This window comes from Nocardia canadensis, assembly GCF_032656385.1.
In the GTDB taxonomy this organism is placed as follows: domain Bacteria; phylum Actinomycetota; class Actinomycetes; order Mycobacteriales; family Mycobacteriaceae; genus Nocardia; species Nocardia canadensis.
Window position 1 is genome coordinate 439,117 of record NZ_JAVCWB010000002.1, and the last position, 18,253, is coordinate 457,369.

Here is an 18,253-nt window from a genome sequence, read left to right on the forward strand (position 1 = left end):
AGTGCGATGGGTAGTTGCCGAACACCGCCGGGAGTGACCGACCCACCATCCACAACGCCCCGCGGCGCCGAACCGGGCAGCCATACTGGGTGGGTGTCCGCGACCGGCTCCACCCTCGTGACGTTGCGTGCGCGCGGCGCCGAGCTGCTGCGCCGCGTCGAGGACATCGTCGACCTCAATTACCCCGGTCTGGTCCTGGCGACGCTGTTCTTCGCCCTGTCGGTGACGCCGTCGCTGGTCCCGCGCGACTGGCTGTTCCAGGGCTTGATCAGCGGGATCAACGCCGCGATCGGGTACGGGCTCGGCTGTGTGCTCGAATGGATCTTCCGGCGCTGGGTGCGGGCGCGGATCCCGATCCCGAGCCCGTCGGATCGGCTGCGGTACGCCATCAAGGCGACCGTGCTGGTCGTGTGCGCGCTGGTCGCGGCGGTGATGCTGGTGCAGTCGGCGCGCTGGCAGCGCGAGATCACTTCGCTGATGGGGATGGCCGGGACGACGACGCCCGCCTACCTGCGCACCGGGCTGCTCAGCGTGGCCGTCGGGATCGCCGTCGTCGCCGCCTACCGCACGATCCGGACCCTGGTGCTCGTGCTGGCCCGTCAGCTCAACCGCTGGGTGCGGGTGCCGCGCGAACTCGCGCCCGCCGCCGGCGCGCTGGTGCTGGTGGTGTTCGCGGTGACGGTGTTCAACGGTGTCGCCTCGCGGGCGTTCTTCGCGGTGGCCAACTCCGCGTTCAGCGTGCGCAACGACCACACCTCCGACTACGCGCTGCAGCCCGTGAAACCGGAGCGCTCGGGCAGCGCCACCTCGCTCGCGCCGTGGCAGACCCTCGGGTACGAGGGCCGCTGGTTCGCCGCCAACGGACCGAGCGCCGACGACATCACCGAGGTGACGGGAAAGACCGCGCGCGAACCGATTCGGGCCTATGTCGGGCTGGAATCGGTGACCGGCGAGCAGACCGCCGCGCAGCTGGCCGTCGCCGAACTCGAGCGGACCAACGCGTTCGACCGCGAGGCCATGGTGGTGGTCACCACGACCGGGACCGGTTGGGTGAACGCGACGGCGGCGGGCGCGATCGAATACCTCTACGACGGCGATACCGCGATCGTGGCCACGCAGTACTCCTATCTGCCCAGCGTGTTGTCGTTCCTGTCGGACCGGGAGAAGGCCGCCGCGGCGAGCCGGGAGCTGTTCGACGCGGTGTATCAGCGCTGGCTGGCCCAGCCGGAGGGGCAGCGGCCGAAGCTGTTCGTCTATGGGGAGAGTCTGGGGTCGCAGGGTTCGGAGGAGGCGTTCGACGGGCTCGGTGACCTGCGCGAGAAGGTCGACGGGGCGCTGTGGGTCGGGCCGCCGAACTCGAATCGGCTGTGGAGCCAGTTCGTCGACCGGCGTGACCCCGGTTCACCCGAGGTGGCCCCGGTGTACGCCGATGGGCTCGTCGTCCGATTCGCCGACGACGCAGGCGATCTCGGCCCCGCGGCGACCTGGCGCGAACCCCGCATCGCCTACCTGCAACATCCGTCCGACCCGATCGTGTGGTGGTCGGCCGATCTGATCCTGACCCAGCCGGACTGGCTCAGCGAACCGCGCGGACCGGATGTGTCCACCCAGATGCGGTGGGCACCGTTCGTGACGTTCTGGCAGGTCACCGCGGATCTCACCAACGCCCAAGGGGTTTCGGACGGGCACGGCCATCGTTACGGGAGCCTGGTGCTGGACGGGTGGTTGGCGGTGGCGGCGCCGCCCGGGGTGAGCGGGGACGTCGTCGAAAGTATCCGGGCCGCACTGGATTCGGCGGACGAGTTCGAGCGGGCCGTCAAGTGAGCAGGGGCGCGCGGGTGCTTGCGTATCGCGCGTCCTGCGGCGGGTGGTCTGCCCGGTGGGCGTCGGCGAGCGCTGGTCGCGGTGTCGCGTTCGAGTGCTGCGAGCTTCGGTGGTGAGGCGCTCCGCGCGGCGCAGCTGGGGACGCGCACCCGGTCTGCGGGAGCGGATGCGAGTGGGTGCGGCCCTGGGTCTGCCGCTGCTGTGGAGTAATCGGCTGCTCCCCGCGTCGCGCCTTCGGCTGCGTGGCCGCACCGCGGCCAACCTCGGGTTCGCGGCGAGCTACGCGCTGGTGTTCGGGGGGCGGCCGAACTGGTCGTCGGCCAAGGGTTTTCGCTGGGGGATGGGCGGTGCCGCGCTGGTGTTCGCCGGTTACGGTGTGGCGCTGGCCGTTCCGGCGCTGCGCAAGGTGCCGCTCGAGGTCGCCGAGCGGGTGCCCGAGACATCCACGCTCGAATGGGTCGCCCTGCACATCCCCGTCGGCACGGTGCTCGCCGAGGAAGCGATGTTCCGCGGCACCCTCGATCCACTGCTCGACGACGTCGCGGACCCGCGCGTCGCCGCGGCGGTCGGCGCGCTCGATTTCGGTCTGTGCCATATCCGTCCGGCGCGGGCCACCGGCGAATCGGTGCCGGGCACCGTCGCGCTCACCACCCTCGCCGGACTGGTCTTCAGCGCGCTGCGCAGGCACACCGGCAGCGCGACCGCCCCCGCCCTGCTGCACCTGGCGATCAACGCCGGGGGAGCGATGCTGCCGCTCGTGGCGCAGCGGATCGAACTCCGCTCGGGGCGTGGCGTGTGACCGCCCTCCGTGCATTGCGCCTGGCACTGGGTGATCGCCTTGTCGACAGTGCGGACCATCCCGGGTGACTACGGGTTGTGGCCGGATGCCACCGTCACCGTGATGCGTTTCTGGTCCAGTTCGCCAGCCGAATCGGGCATGGTCAGGTGGTGGCGACGAAACCGGCTACGGCGTCGGTGAAGGCGTCGTTGTCGTCGCCGGCGGCGGTGTGGGCGGCGGCGGTGATCTCGGCCAGGCGGGCGTGGGGGGCCAGGGCGAGGAAGGCGGCGGCGCCCTCGTCGCTGACCACGTCGGACTTGCCGCCGCGGACCAGCAGGACCGGGATGGTGAGTGCCTCGGCGGCGGCTTCCATGTCGGCGATGCGGGCCTGCGGGTTGTCCTCGAGGCCGCTGAGCAGGTCAGGGTCCCAGTGCCAGTACCAGCGGCCCTCGCGCTGACGCAGGTTGCGCAGCAGGCCGTCGGCGTTGTCGGGGCGCGGCCGGTGCGGGAGGTAGGCGGCGACCGCGTCGGCGACCTGATCGAGGGTGTCGAAGCCGTCGCGGTGTCTGCCGAGGAAGTCCATGACGCGTTCCACGCCTTTGGATTCCGAGCGGGGCACGATGTCGACGAGCACCAGCGCCCGGATCGCGGCGCCGGCGGGGTCGGCGGTCGCGAGCAGGCCGGTGATGCCGCCCATGCTGGCGCCGACGACGACCGCGCCGTTGTCGGGAGTGGCGCCGAGCTGATCGAGCACGGTGAGCAGATCGCCGACCATGGCGTCGCGGGTGTAGTCGCGGGTGGGCGACCAGTCGCTGTCGCCGTGGCCACGGGCGTCCACCGCGACGACGTGCATGCCCGCCGCGGCCAGGGCGCGGCCGGTGCGCTTCCACGAGTGCCGGTTCTGGCCGCCGCCGTGCAGCATCACGACCAGCGGGCCGCCCGGAGTGCCGAAGCTGTCGGCGACCAGGGTCAGCTCGTCGGAGCTGCGCAACCGCAGCGTCGTCGGTTCGGTCGGCTCGGTGGAGCTCGGCATGACACCTCCTGAACATGGTTCACTGTGCTGAACGTTGTTCAGAATGTAGCGTGAAGCCCCGATCGAAGGGAAGTGGGGACCAGTGGCCGAATCGAGCCGGGCGGAGCGGCGTGACGAGATCGCCGAGGCGAAACGCGCGATCATCCTGCGCGCGGCCAGGACGATCTTCGAGGCCGACGGCGTCGACGCGGCCAATATCCGGGCCATCGCCACCGCGGCCGGCTACACCCCCGGCGCGCTCTACGCCTACTTCCCGAGCAAGGAGCACATCTACGCCGCGCTGCTCGGCGAATCGCTGGCCCGGCTCTCGGCCGAGGTGGCGGCGGTGACCACCCTCGACGACCCCGCCGCCCGGTTCCGCGCCGCGGGCCTGGCGTTCTTCGACTTCTACGACGGCAACCCCCGCGACCTGGACCTGGGCTTCTATCTCTTCCGCGGCGGCATCCGCCCGCACGGTCTCGGCGCCGAACTGGACGCCGGCCTCAACGCGGCCATGCTGTCCGGCCTCGGCCCGATCGTCTCCGCGGCCGTGGAACTCGGTGCCACCGAAGAACGCGCCCGCGTCATCACCGCCGATGTCCTGGCCCACCTGTCCGGCCTGCTCCTGCTCGCCCACACCAAACGCCTCGCCCTGCTCGGTGGCGTCGACGCGCGCCGGATGATGGTCGAGTACCTCGACCTGCGCATCGACGCCCTGCGCGCCGGACGCGGCTGATCGATCCGCGGCGCCGTCCGCACCGATGCTCGGCTCCCGCCGCCTCGTCGGCGACCGGTCGCGATCGGTAGCGTTGCGCGAATGGCGGGACGGAAGACAGTAGATCCGGCGGAGGTGCGCGCCGCGGTGACCGCCGTGGCCGACTGGTTGCGTTCGGCCGACGCGCCGGGGCCGGAGCGAAGCGTGCTGGCCGCGGCGGTGCGGGGGACCGCGCGGGCGCTGGCGGCGGACGCTCCCGGCCACTCGGTGGAAGTCCGGGTGCCGCCGTTCGTCGCCGTGCAGTGCATCGAGGGCCCACGGCACACCAGGGGGACGCCGCCGAACGTGGTGGAGGCAGACCCGCGCACCTGGTTGTTGCTTGCCACCGGATTGCTGGCGTTCGACGACGCGGTGGCCGCCGGCGTGCTGTCGGTGTCGGGGACGCGCGCAGGCGAGATCGCGGCGTGGCTGCCGATCGTGCCGGTCGATCCCCGGTGACACCGGCGCGCGGTCAGTCCGTCTTCGTCGTGTCGATCAGGTTCTCCCGGTGCAGTCCCTTGACGTCGTAGTACCTGGTGATCACGATGCCGCCGACCACGGCGAGGCCGAGCCCGAGCAGCGCCATCCAGATTCCCCGCCCGAGTCCGGCGGTGTAGTCGGATTCGAAGTACAGGATCGAGCGCATGCCCAGGTACACCTGGTGCATCGGCTCGAATTCGGCCAGCCAGGCGATGTAGGTCGGGACCGCCTGGATCGGGACGGTGCCGCTCGACGAGGGCAGACCGAGAATGACGAACACGGCCAGGTTGATCAGCAGGCCGGCGGTGCCGAAGGCAGCCAGCGACGCCATACAGGTCATGCCCACCGCGACCAGCGCGAGGACGGAGTACAGCAGCAGCTGCGTCGGCTGGTTCCCGGCGACACCGAGGACCTTCGCCACGGCCAGGTAGAGCAGCGAGATCACCACGGCCACGACGATCATCACGCCCCACTTGATCAGCAGGGTGTGGAACCGTGAGATCGGCGTCGGCGGATAGTGCACGTACCAGGGGCCGTACTCGGTGGGCTGGAAGCCGAGTTGGGCGTCGACCATCGTGTGGATGACCATCGCGCCGACCACACCCGCCATCAGGATCAGCAGCGCGTAGAAGAACGCGGTCAGGCCGAGGCCCGAGCCTTTGCCGAGCGGGCGCCATTCCTGCTCGACCACCTGGATGGGCTGGGCCAGCGTCAGCTGGGCGGCGCCGGAGATCTCCGGTGTCGGCGCGCCCGCGGGCGTCGCGGCGAGGGTGTCGCGGACCCGCGTGCTCAATTGCTGCCCGACCTGCTTGTTCACCTCGGCCATCGCCCGCGCCCCGATGCGGGTGACGATGCCTGCCGAGTACGGGCCCATCCCGGAGTTGGTCTGCACGGTGATGATCGGGCGCTCGATCTCGCCGCCGACCACACTGCCGACGCCGAGAATTCCCAGCCGTTTGCTGAAGTCGCTGGGAATGATGACGGCACCGTAGATCTGGGCGGTGCGCATCAACCGCTCGGACTCGCTGATCCCGACCACGCGCAGATCGACCTGGTCGGCGGGCACCCCCGCGACCAGGGCATCGGCGACCTGCTTACCGAAGTTCACGTGCTCGGTCCGGCCGCCGGTGTCGATGGTGTCGCCGACGTCCTGGTTGACCAGCACGATCGGGAAATCGTGCAGATTCCCCTCCGGATCGGCGATATAGGCCAGGTACATGATGCCGAGCAGAGACAACACGACAGCGAGGACAGTGGTCGGCGCCACGAGAATCCTGACCCACTGCCGCCGCGAGATCCCGACTGTGGCCGATCTCGCTCCACCACCGGGCGAGGTATCGGAATCCTTCGGCGCCGAATCGGCGTTGACGGTGGGTAACGCCGGGGAATCGGCTGATTCGTGCGCACTGTCATCGGTGGTCACGATCGGCACGGTAGCAGCTGTGCCCCCGGAATCTGGGTGATCGCACACGGTCGATTGCGCCAGGTTTGCGCCGCGGTGTACGTCGAGACCCTGAACACCCGTAGAATGACGGGTGCCCCCAGCCCGCCCGAACAGGGAGCAAACGGTGAATGACCCCCACGAGCCCGAGAACGAGCCCCGCGAGGAGTGTGGCGTCTTCGGCGTCTGGGCTCCCGATGAGGACGTCGCCAAGCTCACCTACTACGGCCTCTACGCCCTGCAGCATCGCGGGCAGGAGGCGGCCGGTATCGCCGTCTCCGACGGCTCCCAGATCCTGGTCTTCAAGGATCTCGGCCTGGTCTCCCAGGTCTTCGACGAGCAGACGCTAGGCGCGATGCCGGGGCATATCGCCGTCGGTCACTGTCGCTACTCCACCACCGGTGGCGTCACCTGGGAGAACGCGCAGCCGATCTTCCGCACCACCGCCGTCGGCTCCGGCCTGGCGCTCGGCCACAACGGCAACCTGGTCAACACCGCCGAACTGGCCGGTCGCGCACGCGAATTGGGCCTGATCGGAGCGGGCGTGATCGACGGTCGCCCGCAGATGACCGGCGCGACCTCCGATTCCGACATCGTCACCGCGCTGCTGGCGCACGCCGCCGCCGACTCGAGCATCGAGCAGGCCGCGATGGAGCTGCTGCCGCAACTGCGCGGCGCGTTCTGCCTGACCTTCATGGACGAGCACACCCTCTACGCCGCGCGTGACCCGCACGGCGTGCGCCCGCTGGTGCTGGGCAGGCTCGACCGCGGCTGGGTGGTCGCCTCCGAGACCGCCGCGCTCGACATCGTCGGCGCCGCGTTCGTCCGCGAGATCGAGCCGGGCGAGCTGCTGGCCATCGACTCCGACGGCGTGCGCTCGATGCGCTTCGCCAACCCCGAGCCCAAGGGTTGCGTCTTCGAGTACGTGTACCTGGCTCGCCCCGACACCACCATCGCCGGCCGCTCGGTGCACTCCACCCGTGTGGAGATCGGCCGCAAGCTGGCCAAGGAACATCCGATCGAGGCCGATCTGGTGATCCCGGTGCCCGAGTCGGGCACGCCCGCCGCGGTCGGCTACGCGCAGGGCTCCGGCATTCCCTACGGCCAGGGCCTGATGAAGAACGCCTATGTGGGCCGCACCTTCATCCAGCCGAGCCAGACCATCCGCCAGCTCGGCATCCGGCTCAAGCTCAACCCGCTGCGCGAGGTGATCCGCGGCAAGCGGCTCATCGTCGTCGACGACTCGATCGTGCGCGGCAACACCCAGCGCGCGCTGATCCGCATGCTGCGGGAGGCGGGCGCGCTGGAGATCCACGTCCGCATCGCCTCGCCGCCGGTGAAGTGGCCCTGCTTCTACGGCATCGACTTCGCCTCGCGCGCGGAGCTGATCGCCAACGGCACGGGCGCCGACGACAGCTACGTCGACATGGTCGAGAACGTGCGCCGCTCGATCGGCGCCGACAGCCTCGGCTACATCTCCACCGAGGGCATGATCGCCGCCACCGAGCAGCCGGCCACCCGGCTGTGCACCGCCTGCTTCACCGGCGACTACCCGATCCCGCTGCCGCAGGAAGCGGCCATCGGCAAGAACGTCCTCGAGGGCATGCTCTCGGGTCAGCCGGAGGCGAAGCTGCTGGGCGAGAACGTCAATGTCGACGCGCTGAGCAGGCCGTAGCGCCGCGTCGCAGTCCAGGAGGGGCCGGTCAGGATAAACCTGATCGGCCCCTTTTGCGTTGTGTACGTGAATAATTCCGGTCAACGATAATTACGTAAGATTAGTTCATAACATCCCCGCAATTTTTCGCCCGATTTGAAACTGGGCGGTAATGGTTCGCCTGTACGGTCCCCCGATATATCGCTGGCTCACCGCGTGGTCGCCGCTCCTGTGATCCAGGCGCGGCGACGACGCGGCGTTCGAGAATGGGACCTGATGTTGAACAGTGCAATGAGCGCCCGCAGGAATCGCGCGAAACAAGTTGCCGCAGTAGGTGTCGCGGCGGTGGTCGCGGCCGCGCTGGCGGGCTGCGGTTCGGGGCGCACCGATGAGGCGGGGTCCGGGGCGGGGCTGGTCGTCGGCACGACGGACAAGATCTTCTCGCTCGACCCGGCGGCGGCCTACGACAACGGCTCGCTGCTGGTGGAGAACCAGATCTATTCGTATCTGCTGAATTTCGCGCCCGGCGACACCACGCCCAAGCCCGACGCGGCGGAGAAGTGCGAGTTCAGTACGCCCACCGTGTACACGTGCAAGATCAAATCCGGGCTGAAATTCGCCAGCGGAAATCCGTTGACCGCCAAGAGCGTCAAGTTCTCCTTCGACCGGATGCTGAAGATCAACGATCCGCACGGTCCCGCCTCGCTGCTCGGCAACCTCGACAAGACCGAGGTGGTCGACGATCTCACCGTCGCCTTCACGCTGAAGGTCGCCAACGATCAGACCTTCCCGACGATCCTGCCGACCCAGGCCGGACCGATCGTCGACGAGCGGGTGTTCCCGGCCGACAAGGTCGCCACCGACGACGAAGTCGTCCAGGGCAAGGGCTATTCCGGCCCGTACACGATCACCAGCTACGACAAGAACAAGCTGGTCGAGTACCAGGCCAACCCGGACTACCAGGGCATCCTCGGGACGCCGAAGAACTCCACGGTCTCGACCAAGTACTACGCCACCTCCGACAACCTCAAACTGGACCTGCAGAACGGCGCCATCGACGTCGGCTACCGCTCGTTCACGCCCACCGACATCGACTCCCTGCGTGCCGACTCCAAGGTGAAGGTGACCGACGGTCCCGGCGGCGAGCTGCGCTACATCGTGTTCAACATGAACACCATGCCGGGCAACACCCCCGAGCAGAAGCTGGCCGTGCGCAAGGCGCTGGCGTCCTCGGTGGACCGCGAGGCGCTGGCCTCGGCGGTGTACAAGAACACCTATCAGCCCGCGTACGGCTATGTCCCGCAGGGGATGACGGGTGCGGCCGAGCCGCTCAAGCAGCTCTACGGCGCCAAGCCGGACAAGACGCTGGCGGCGAAGTTCCTCGCCGACGCGGGCGTGGCCACACCGGTGACGCTCAACCTGCAGTACAACCCGGACCACTACGGTTCCAGCTCCTCCGAGGAGTACGCCGCGGTGAAGTCCCAGCTCGAGGCCTCCGGCCTGTTCAAGGTGAACCTGCAGTCCACCGAATGGGTGACCTACCAGAAGGAACGGGCCTCCGACGGCTACCCGATGTACCAGTTCGGCTGGTTCCCGGACTTCCCGGACGCCGACAACTACCTCTCGCCGTTCTTCGGCCCGAACAACTTCCTGCAGTCGCACTTCGAGAATCCCGGCATCAACGCCCAGCTGACCGCCGAGACCACCGAAGCCGATCCGGCCAAGCGGGTCGAGCTGTTGCGCAAGATCCAGACCGATCTGGCACAGAACTTCCTGCCCACGCTCCCGTTGCTCTCGGGTAAGCAGGTCGCGGTGTCCAAGCCCGGCGTCTCCGGCGTCGATCAGACCCTCGACGGCTCCTTCAAGTTCCGGTTCACGGTACTGAGCAAGTGAGTGACGTTCCCGCCGCATCCGGATCGCTGATCCGGGTGCGGCGTTTCGGGTGGACGCGCGGCGGGGGTTCCCGCCAGGTGGCTCTGCTGCGGTACCTGCTGATCCGGCTGCTGCTGATCCTGCCGACCGCGTGGTTGCTGGTGACGGTGGTGTTCTTCCTGATGCGGGTGATCGGTGACCCGATCAGCGCGGCCATGGGCGGCAGGCTGACCCAGGATCAGATCGAGCAGCGCAAGGAGGCCGCGGGGCTCAATCGACCGATCCTGACCCAGTACTGGGAGTACATCACCGGCTTCCTGCACGGCGATTTCGGACGGACCCAGGACAATCAGGCGATCGGCGATGTGGTGATCACCTACGGCGCCGCCACGTTCGAGCTGGTGTTCTGGGGCTTGCTGGTCGCCTTCGCGGTCGGTGTGCCGCTGGGCAGATACGCGGCGACGCATCGGGATTCGACGTCGGACGCGGTGCTGCGGTTCGCCGCGGTGCTGGCCTACGCGGCCCCGGTGTTCTTCGTCGGCATGCTGCTCAAGCTGATCTTCTCGGTGTGGCTGGGCTGGTTCCCGGTCGGCGGGCGGGCGAGCACCGACGTGGAACTCGCGCTCCAGCACGTCTCGCCGAAGACGAACATCCTGATCATCGACTCGATCCTGTACGGCGAACCGTCCTACGTGCTCGACGTACTCGAGCACGCGGTGCTGCCCGCCGTCGCGCTCGGCCTGCTCACCGGCGGCATCTTCCTGCGGCTGGTGCGGGTGAACCTGATCCAGACGCTGCGCAGCGATTTCGTCGAGGCGGCGCGAGCGCGCGGACTGTCCGCACGGGTGGTCACCGGCAGGCACGCGATGCGCAACGCGCTGATCCCGATCATCACGGTGATGGGGATGTGCATCGCGATGATGCTCGGCGGCGCGGTGCTCACCGAGACCACCTTCGAGTGGAAGGGCCTGGGCTATCAGCTCGCCGAGTATCTGCGGGCGCGGGACTTCATCGCGGTGCAGGGCATTGTCGCGTTCATCGCGTTGCTGGTCGCGGTGATGAGTTTCGTCGTCGACGCCGTCGTCGCGCTGATCGACCCGAGGGTGAGGTTCTGATGAGCACCGCAACGGTGAAGCGGCGCCGGATACCGGGCGCCGGGCTGCTGTCGATGACCGCTGGGCTGCAACGGATCACGCTGATCACGGGGCTGGTGCTGGTCACCGGCTTCGTCTTCGTCGCGGTGTTCGCGCCGCTGCTCGCGCCGTATGGGCTGGCCCAGAACAGCGCCGACGGTGTGGCTTTCGTGCCACAGCAGGGGCCATCGGCCGAGCACTGGTTCGGTACCTCGGTGCGCAGCGAGGACGTGTTCTCCCGGGTGCTGTTCGGCGCGCGCACCGCGCTGCTGGTGATCGTGATCGCGGTGGTGCTCTCGCTGCTGGTCGGCGTGCCGCTGGGGCTGCTGTCGGGGTACGTCGGGCGCTGGGTGGACCGGGTGCTGGTGCTGGTCATGGACGCCATCTACGCGTTCCCGACGCTGCTGCTGGCGATCGTGGTGTCGATCGTCGTCGCGGGCGGCACGTCGAGCAGTCTCGGCGGCATGCTGTCGGCGGCGATCGCGATCACGGTCGTCTATGTGCCGCAGTACTTCCGGGTCGTGCGCAACGCGACGGTGGCGGTGAAGACCGAGCCGTACGTGGACGCGGCGCGGGTCACCGGCGCCTCGACGGCGCGAATCATGTTCCGGCACATCCTGTCCAACGTCACCGGCTCGCTGCCGGTGATCATCACCATCAACGCCGCCGACGCCATCCTGACGCTGGCCGCGCTCGGCTTCCTCGGCTTCGGCATCGAGCCGACCCAGGCCGCCGAGTGGGGCTACGACCTGAACAAGGCGCTCAACGACGTGTCCAACGGGATCTGGTGGACCTCGATCTTCCCCGGCACCGCGATCGTGCTCGTCGTGCTCGGGATGACGCTGGTCGGGGAGAGCATCGACGAGACACTGAACCCGCTGCTGCGGACCCGGCGCGCGGTCACCACGGTGGACGAGAAGGAGACGGCCGATGACTGAGACCGCAACCCGAACACCCGCGCTGTCGGTGTCGGGACTGTCGGTGACCTTCGCCACCGACAGCGGGCCGGTCGCGGCCGTGCGCGAGGTGTCCTACGAAGTGTTCCCCGGCGAGGTGCTCGCCATCGTCGGCGAGTCCGGCTCGGGGAAGTCGGTCAGTTCGCGCACCGCGATCGGGCTGCTGCCGCACACCGCCCAGGTGCGCGGGCTGGTCACCCTGGGCGACCGCGCGGTGACCTCGATGACCGAGAAGCAGCTGACCGCGCTGCGCGGCGGCGAGGTCTCGATGGTCTTCCAGGAACCCGCCCGCGCGCTGGATCCCCTGTTCACCGCGGGCTTCCAGATCTGCGAAGCCCTGCGCGCGCACAGCGGGACGAGCCGCAAGGACGCCCGTGCCAAGGCGATCGAGCTGTTGCGCACGGTCGGGCTCCCCGATCCGGAGCACCGGGTCGACTACTACCCGCACCAGCTCTCCGGCGGGCAGAAGCAGCGGGTGATGATCGCGATCGCCATCGCCTGCGAGCCCAAGGTGATCATCGCCGACGAGCCGACCACCGCGCTCGACGTCACCGTGCAGGCCGAGATCCTGGAACTGCTGCGCGACCTGCGCGACCGGCTGGGCAGCGCGATCGTGCTGATCACCCACAACATGGGTGTGGTCGCCGACCTGGCCGACCGGGTGGTGGTGATGCGGGCGGGCGAGGTCGTCGAACAGGCGCCGGTGCACGAGCTGTTCGCCAGCCCGCGCGCCGAGTACACCAGGGCGCTGCTCGATGCCGTCCCGCATCTGGGCGCGGCGACCATCGAGCGGCCGGCGATCGACCCCGAGGCCGAGCCGGTGCTCGAGGTGCGCGATCTGGTCGTCCAGTTCCCTGGGCCGTTCGGACGCCCCGCGTTCCGGGCCGTCGACGGGGTGAGCCTGCGGATCCGGCCGGGGGAGACCCTCGGGCTGGTCGGGGAGTCGGGATCGGGCAAGTCGACGATCGGCCGGTGCGTGGCGGCGCTGCAACGGCCGACCTCGGGGCGGGTGCTGATCCGCGGGCAGGACATCGCCGAGCTGTCCCAGCGCAAGCTGCGCCCGATCCGGCGGCGCTTCGGGTTCGTGTTCCAGGACCCGGCCGGCTCGCTCAACCCGCGCCTGACGATCGGCGAGTGCGTGGCCGAGCCGATGGTGGTGCACCGCACCGGCGACCGGGCCGCCATCGCGGCCAGGGTCAGGACGTTGCTCGACGACGTCCAGCTGCCCGCGGGCACCGAGAAGCGCTACCCACACGAGCTGTCCGGTGGGCAGCGGCAGCGGGCCAGCCTGGCCAGGGCGCTGGTGCTCGATCCGGACCTGCTGGTGGCCGACGAGCCGACCAGCGCGCTCGACGTCTCGGTGCAGGCCGCGGTGCTCGAGCTGTTCGCGCAGCTGCAACGCGAGTGCGGCTGGGCCTGCCTGTTCATCAGCCACGATCTCGCCGTCGTCGACCAGCTCGCCGATCGGATCATGGTGCTGCGCGAGGGATCCTGCGTCGAGGAAGGCGACAACGAACAGATCCTGCGCCATCCGCGCCACGAGTACACCCGCCGTCTCGTCGCCGCGGTTCCGGTTCCCGACCCCGTCCAACAGCGCGGTCGCCGAGCTGAGATCGCCGCCACTTTCGCCACGGAGCTGGAACAATGAGCACATGAGGGAGCGCAGCGGGCGAGTCGGGGGCAGGAGCCGAACGACAGCTGAACCGGCGGATCACTTAGAGTTACTAGGCATCTGTCCGCCGATTCGGTTTGGAGCTTTCCCCCACAATGACTGAACAGACCCCCAGCGGTGCCGGCGCTTCCTACGCCGCGGCAGGCGTGGACATCGAAGCCGGTGACCGCGCCGTCGAATTGTTCGGACCATTGGCGAAGAAGGCCAGCCGACCCGAGGTGCAGGGTGGGCTAGGCGGCTTCGCCGGCCTGTTCGCCCTCAAGGGCGGATACCGCGAGCCGCTGCTGGCCGCGTCCACCGACGGTGTCGGCACGAAGATCGCCGTCGCCCAGGCGCTGGACAAGCACGACACCGTCGGCCTCGACCTGGTCGCCATGGTCGTCGACGACCTGGTGGTCTGTGGCGCCGAGCCGCTGTTCCTGCAGGACTACATCGCCATCGGCAAGGTCGTCCCGGAGAAGGTCGCCGAGCTGGTCTCCGGCATCGCCGAGGGCTGCATCAAGGCAGGCTGCGCGCTGCTCGGCGGCGAGACCGCGGAGCACCCGGGCCTGATGGACCCCGACGACTACGACCTGTCCGCCACCGGCGTCGGCGTCGTCGAGGCCGACTCGGTGCTCGGCCCCGACCGCGTGCGCCCCGGCGACGTCGTCATCGCGATGGGCTCCTCGGGCCTGCACTCCAACGGCTACAGCCTGGCCCGCAAGGTCCTGCTCGACATCGACCGGATGTCGCTGACCGGCTATGTCGAGGAGTTCGGCCGCACCCTCGGTGAGGAACTGCTCGAGCCGACCCGGATCTACGCCAAGGACTGCCTGGCGCTGATCGCCGAGACCGATGTGCGCACCTTCTCGCACGTCACCGGTGGTGGTCTGGCCGCCAACCTGGCGCGCGTGCTGCCCGCCGGCCTGGTCGCCGAACTGGACCGCGGCACTTGGAACCCGGCGCCGGTGTTCAAGATGATCGCTCAGCGCGGCCGGGTCGAGCGGGTCGAGATGGAGAAGACGTTCAACATGGGCGTCGGCATGGTCGCCATCGTCGCGCCCGAGGACGCCGATCGCGCGCTGGCGGTGCTCACCGCCCGCCACATCGACTGCTGGACCCTGGGCCAGGTCAAGAAGGCCGCCGACGCCGACGCCCCGCGCGCCGTGCTGCTGGGCGATCACCCCAGGTTCTGACGCACTCCGTCCACCACGTGAGCCGGGTCGCCGCCGCGACCCGGCTCACGTCTTTGCAACGGCGTGTTTTGTTCGCCGTAGGAACGGCTATCCCTCACGAGTGGGGTAGGTGCCCGTCGGCTCGGGGCGGTCGGGGTCCCGAGGCGGCGAACACGACGAGCGTCCTGTGTGTGCACAGGACGCTCGTCGTCTATTCGGATGTTCGCCGTACTGCTGCGAGCCTGGGTCGCTGCCGGAACAACGGTTGAAGGGGGAGGCCGCGTGGCCTCCCCCTTTTCACCGGCGTTCGATCAGCGACGCCAGCTGTCGTAGTCGTCGTCCTCGTTGTTCCAACGGGACGGCGAATCGTCTGCGTCGTGCTCATCGGAAAGTACGCCGCCACTCCTTGGTTGGGAGTGGAGCGGAGTGCTATCCGACAGCTCGCGCTGAAGGCTCGCGAAGTCGGTCGGCGCGGAGCTGTACTTGAGCTCACGTGCGACTTTGGTCTGCTTTGCCTTAGCCCGGCCACGGCCCATGGCTGACCCCCTCGCGTCACTGCGGGGCGGCCTGGGGTTTGTTGGCGGCCCCGTTCGAATTAATACTCTTCCTGACAGACACTTTAGCGTGTGTTAGACGGTCGCGCTCCCAGGAGTGGGTGAAGAACTGCCGAACCGCCGCCGTTTGCCCCTTCTTCGCCCAGACCGCCTGGTCTCAGAGCACGCCCGGGATCGCGCGGATGACGCCGACTCTGGCGTCGCCGCCGAGCACCGCGGTGGCCGCGAGCTCGGTGTGCTGGTCGGTCCAGTCGACCCCGAGTCTGCGCAGAATCGCCAGCGTCAGCGGCATCCGGGCCCGGTCGTGACCGTCGTCGATCTTGTACGCGAAGGCCCTGCCGTCGGGCAGCGCGCCGGCGTGCACACCGTCGGCGCCGATCTTGCAGAACAGGCCGGGGGTGGCCGCCATGGCCAGCAGGTCCGGGCCCTTCGTGCCCGAAATCACTCGCGGATTCGCCCGAACGGCATCGGCGATCCGGCGCGGCGCGGTACCGGGCTCGGCCGTGGTGAAGCCGGCGAACGCGCGCGCGAGATTGATCAGCGAGACGGGCACGATCGGCAGGCCGCAGCCGTCGATGCCCAGGTCGGTCTCCGGTTCGCCGGTGACGTCGGCGACGGTGGCGAGCACGGCCTGCTGCAACGGGTGCTCGACCTCGAGATACCCGGTGCGCGGCCAGTCGTTGATCACGCAGGTGGCCAGCATCGCCGCGTGTTTGCCCGAGCAGTTCATGTACAGCGGGCTCGGACCCGAGCCGGTGAGCGCGGCGGCGCGGGCCCGTTCCTCGAAGGGCAGGTCGGGCGGGCAGGCGAGGTCGGACGGGGTGAAGCCATAGCGGTCGAGCAGCCTGCGGACCAGGACGATGTGGTCGGGCTCGCCGAAATGGGAGGCGGTGGCCACGGCCAGCTCGGCGTCGTCGACGGGGTCGAAACCGTTGCGCAGCAGGGTCAACGCCTGCATCGGCTTGTTGGTCGAGCGGGGGAAGATCGGGCCGTGCACCTGGCCGAGTTCGAGCGTCGGCGTGCCGTCGGCGTCGAGCACGACCACCGATCCGCGGTGCACGCACTCCCGGAAGCCCGAGCGGACCACCTCGACCAGTTCCACGCTCATGGGCTGACCTCCACGGTGACGCCGGCCCGGGTCCGGGTGTGCCGGTCGATCTGCATGCGGACATCGTCGGAGATGGTCGGCTCCTCGGTGCGCAGGCGCTCCAGCAGGGCGGGGTCGGCGCCGGTGAACAGATCGCGCACGGTGATGCCGTGGCCGGGCACCGCGACCACGCGGACCTCGTCACCCGCGCCGATCGTGCCCTCGGTGAGGACCCGGAAGTAGGCGCCGGTATCGGACTGGAGCGTGAAGCGCTTGACCCACTGCCGCTCACCCGCCCACTGCTGGAAGGTCGAGCACGGGACGCGCGGGGCGCTGACCTCGAGCAGGGTGTCGCCGATGGCCAGGTGCGCGCCGAGCACCGCGTCGCTGATCGGGAGCCCGCTCAGCCGCAGGTTCTCGCCGAACCAGCCCGCGGGAAGCTCGCGGTCGAGTTCGCTCGCCCAGCGGCGGGCGTCCTCCTCGGCGTAGGCGTACACGGCCTGATGCACGCCGCCGTGGTTGACGGTGTCGCAGACGTGGTCGCCGGCCAGGCCGAGCACGCCGACCGCGACCCGCCCGTCGACCGGGCGCTTGTCGATCGCGGTGCGGCCGACGCGGGTACGCACCTCGAGTTCGGCGTGCACGACGCACACGGCCTCGACCCGGCCGGTGTCACCGACACGCATGAGCTCGCGGCTCATCGCCCGCGCAGCCGGTCGACAGCGGCCCGGCCCGCCTGCACGACATCGTCGGCGGGGATCGAGTCGGGGTCGATGGCGGCGGCCATGGAGCCGACCACCAGTTCGGTGCCCGCGGGGACCGACCGTTTGATCAGCGCCAGCGCGATCGGGCCGAGTTCGTAGTGGTCGACGACCGTGCCGAGCCTGCCGACCGTGCGGCCACCCGCGGTGACGTCGTCGCCGACGGCGGGGCGTTCGTCGGCGGAACCGTCCAGGTGCAACAGCACCAGGTTGCGCGGCGGCTTGCCCAGATTGTGCACCCGGGCGACCGTCTCCTGGCCGCGGTAGCAGCCCTTGTTCAGGTGCACCGCGCCGTGCTCGTCGACGCCGCCGATCCAGCGGGCCTCGTGCGGGATGGTGCGCTCGTCGGTGTCGACGCCGATCCGGGGCCGCAGCTCGGCCACCCGCAGGGCCTCGAACGCCCACATCCCCGCGGGCTCGGCCCCGGCCTGGGTGAGCTTGGTCCACCAGGTGGTGAGCTCGGCGCGGGGGACGACGAGATCGAAGGAATCGGCGCTCGGCCACGGCATGCGGCGCAGGAAACCGCCGCCCGGCAGGGCGACGGCGGCGTACACCTCGGGCAGCGCCTCGACACCGAGCGCGTCGAGCAGCGTCGCGACGCGGGGACCGAGCAGGCTCAGCACGGCGTAGTCGGGCGCGGCCTCGGGCTTGGCGTCGGCCCAGAAGACCATCTTCTGGAGGAACGACAGCAGGTCGGCGCCGCGCTCGGCCTCGGTGTCGAGCCAGACGGTGCCGTCGAGATCGGTGAGTACGAAGTGGTGCAGCACCCGGCCGTTGAGGTCGAGGTCCAGATTCTCGGCGCTGTGCCCGTCGGGCAGCGCGGCGATGTGCTGGCTGGTGATGGTGTGCAGCCAGCTCAGGCGCTCGGCGCCGGTGATCCTGGCGACGCTGCGATGCGAGCGATCGACCACCGCGACCCGCTGCGCGGCGGCCTTCTGTTCGCCGAACGGATCGCCGTAATGCCAGGCGACGGCGGCGTCCGGGGAACCCGGAGCGCCCGCGACGGCACCCGGAGTGTGGAGAACAGGACTGGGGGCGACAACCACCGACACATCGACCACTGTAGGCGCGTCTACCGACACACGCCGCAGCCGGGCGTCCGAGCACGCCCCAATGTGCGC

Annotated in this window: 16 protein-coding genes; 10 read left to right on the forward strand and 6 right to left on the reverse strand. The window is 69.5% G+C overall.

The features are described from left to right. The first annotated feature begins 93 nt into the window (after positions 1-93). Both Q7X29_RS05370 and Q7X29_RS05375 read left to right on the forward strand, forming a co-directional pair. A complete protein-coding gene (locus Q7X29_RS05370; protein WP_316573429.1) occupies positions 94-1,824 on the forward strand; it encodes an alpha/beta hydrolase in 1,731 nt (576 codons plus the stop codon). 166 nt (positions 1,825-1,990) lie between these two features. After that, complete coding sequence (locus Q7X29_RS05375; RefSeq protein ID WP_316573430.1) at positions 1,991-2,623, forward strand: CPBP family intramembrane glutamic endopeptidase; 633 nt, start codon at positions 1,991-1,993, stop codon at positions 2,621-2,623. A 142-nt stretch (positions 2,624-2,765) separates the two neighbouring features. Here the strand turns inward: Q7X29_RS05375 and Q7X29_RS05380 are convergent, their stop codons facing one another. After that, the gene (locus Q7X29_RS05380) at positions 2,766-3,635 is read right to left on the reverse strand and encodes an alpha/beta fold hydrolase (protein WP_316573431.1); all 870 of its coding nucleotides are present in this window, start codon (positions 3,633-3,635) and stop codon (positions 2,766-2,768) included. Between the two features lie 82 nt (positions 3,636-3,717). On the opposite strand from Q7X29_RS05380, the gene Q7X29_RS05385 reads away from it, so the two are divergent. Next, positions 3,718-4,350: a TetR/AcrR family transcriptional regulator gene (locus Q7X29_RS05385; RefSeq protein WP_218718750.1), complete on the forward strand. Its 633-nt coding sequence runs from the start codon at positions 3,718-3,720 to the stop codon at positions 4,348-4,350. Between the two features lie 81 nt (positions 4,351-4,431). Next, entirely contained in the window at positions 4,432-4,827 is a 396-nt protein-coding gene (locus tag Q7X29_RS05390; RefSeq protein WP_218718751.1) for a sterol carrier family protein, read from the forward strand. Positions 4,828-4,840: 13 nt separating this feature from the next. Here Q7X29_RS05390 and Q7X29_RS05395 read toward each other — a convergent pair whose 3' ends face one another. Further along, positions 4,841-6,271, reverse strand: coding sequence for a YhgE/Pip domain-containing protein (locus Q7X29_RS05395; RefSeq protein ID WP_316573432.1), 1,431 nt, complete (start codon positions 6,269-6,271; stop codon positions 4,841-4,843). 145 nt (positions 6,272-6,416) lie between these two features. Here Q7X29_RS05395 and purF point away from each other — a divergent pair, with 145 nt between their 5' ends. The 6 genes from purF to purM all read left to right on the forward strand — a co-directional run bounded on the left by purF (position 6,417) and on the right by purM (position 14,751). Then, positions 6,417-7,964, forward strand: a complete 1,548-nt coding sequence (gene purF / locus Q7X29_RS05400; protein ID WP_308248498.1) for an amidophosphoribosyltransferase — start codon at positions 6,417-6,419, stop codon at positions 7,962-7,964. 255 nt (positions 7,965-8,219) lie between these two features. Further along, positions 8,220-9,836 carry an ABC transporter substrate-binding protein gene (locus Q7X29_RS05405; protein WP_255587836.1) on the forward strand — a complete coding sequence of 539 codons (1,617 nt, stop codon included), beginning with the start codon at positions 8,220-8,222 and terminating at the stop codon, positions 9,834-9,836. Positions 9,837-9,919: 83 nt separating this feature from the next. Then, positions 9,920-10,930: an ABC transporter permease gene (locus tag Q7X29_RS05410; RefSeq protein ID WP_316573704.1), complete on the forward strand. Its 1,011-nt coding sequence runs from the start codon at positions 9,920-9,922 to the stop codon at positions 10,928-10,930. Then, on the forward strand, positions 10,930-11,886 hold the full coding sequence (locus Q7X29_RS05415) for an ABC transporter permease (RefSeq protein ID WP_218718754.1): 957 nt from the start codon (positions 10,930-10,932) through the stop codon (positions 11,884-11,886). Before Q7X29_RS05410 ends, Q7X29_RS05415 begins: the two co-directional genes overlap by 1 nt. Beyond that, complete coding sequence (locus tag Q7X29_RS05420) at positions 11,879-13,552, forward strand: ABC transporter ATP-binding protein (protein ID WP_316573433.1); 1,674 nt, start codon at positions 11,879-11,881, stop codon at positions 13,550-13,552. Before Q7X29_RS05415 ends, Q7X29_RS05420 begins: the two co-directional genes overlap by 8 nt. Before the next feature lie 119 nt (positions 13,553-13,671). Beyond that, entirely contained in the window at positions 13,672-14,751 is a 1,080-nt protein-coding gene (gene purM, locus Q7X29_RS05425; protein ID WP_019044841.1) for a phosphoribosylformylglycinamidine cyclo-ligase, read from the forward strand. 290 nt (positions 14,752-15,041) lie between these two features. Here purM and Q7X29_RS05430 read toward each other — a convergent pair whose 3' ends face one another. The 4 genes from Q7X29_RS05430 to ygfZ form a co-directional block, all read right to left on the reverse strand. After that, positions 15,042-15,266, reverse strand: a complete 225-nt coding sequence (locus tag Q7X29_RS05430) for a DUF3073 domain-containing protein (RefSeq protein ID WP_218718756.1) — start codon at positions 15,264-15,266, stop codon at positions 15,042-15,044. 175 nt (positions 15,267-15,441) lie between these two features. Further along, on the reverse strand, positions 15,442-16,392 hold the full coding sequence (locus tag Q7X29_RS05435; RefSeq protein WP_316573434.1) for an asparaginase: 951 nt from the start codon (positions 16,390-16,392) through the stop codon (positions 15,442-15,444). Next, positions 16,389-17,057, reverse strand: a complete 669-nt coding sequence (locus Q7X29_RS05440; protein WP_316573435.1) for an MOSC domain-containing protein — start codon at positions 17,055-17,057, stop codon at positions 16,389-16,391. The genes Q7X29_RS05435 and Q7X29_RS05440 overlap by 4 nt, the downstream gene beginning before the upstream one ends. Before the next feature lie 11 nt (positions 17,058-17,068). After that, positions 17,069-18,184 carry a CAF17-like 4Fe-4S cluster assembly/insertion protein YgfZ gene (ygfZ, locus tag Q7X29_RS05445; protein ID WP_374104864.1) on the reverse strand — a complete coding sequence of 372 codons (1,116 nt, stop codon included), beginning with the start codon at positions 18,182-18,184 and terminating at the stop codon, positions 17,069-17,071. Positions 18,185-18,253: the final 69 nt, after the last annotated feature.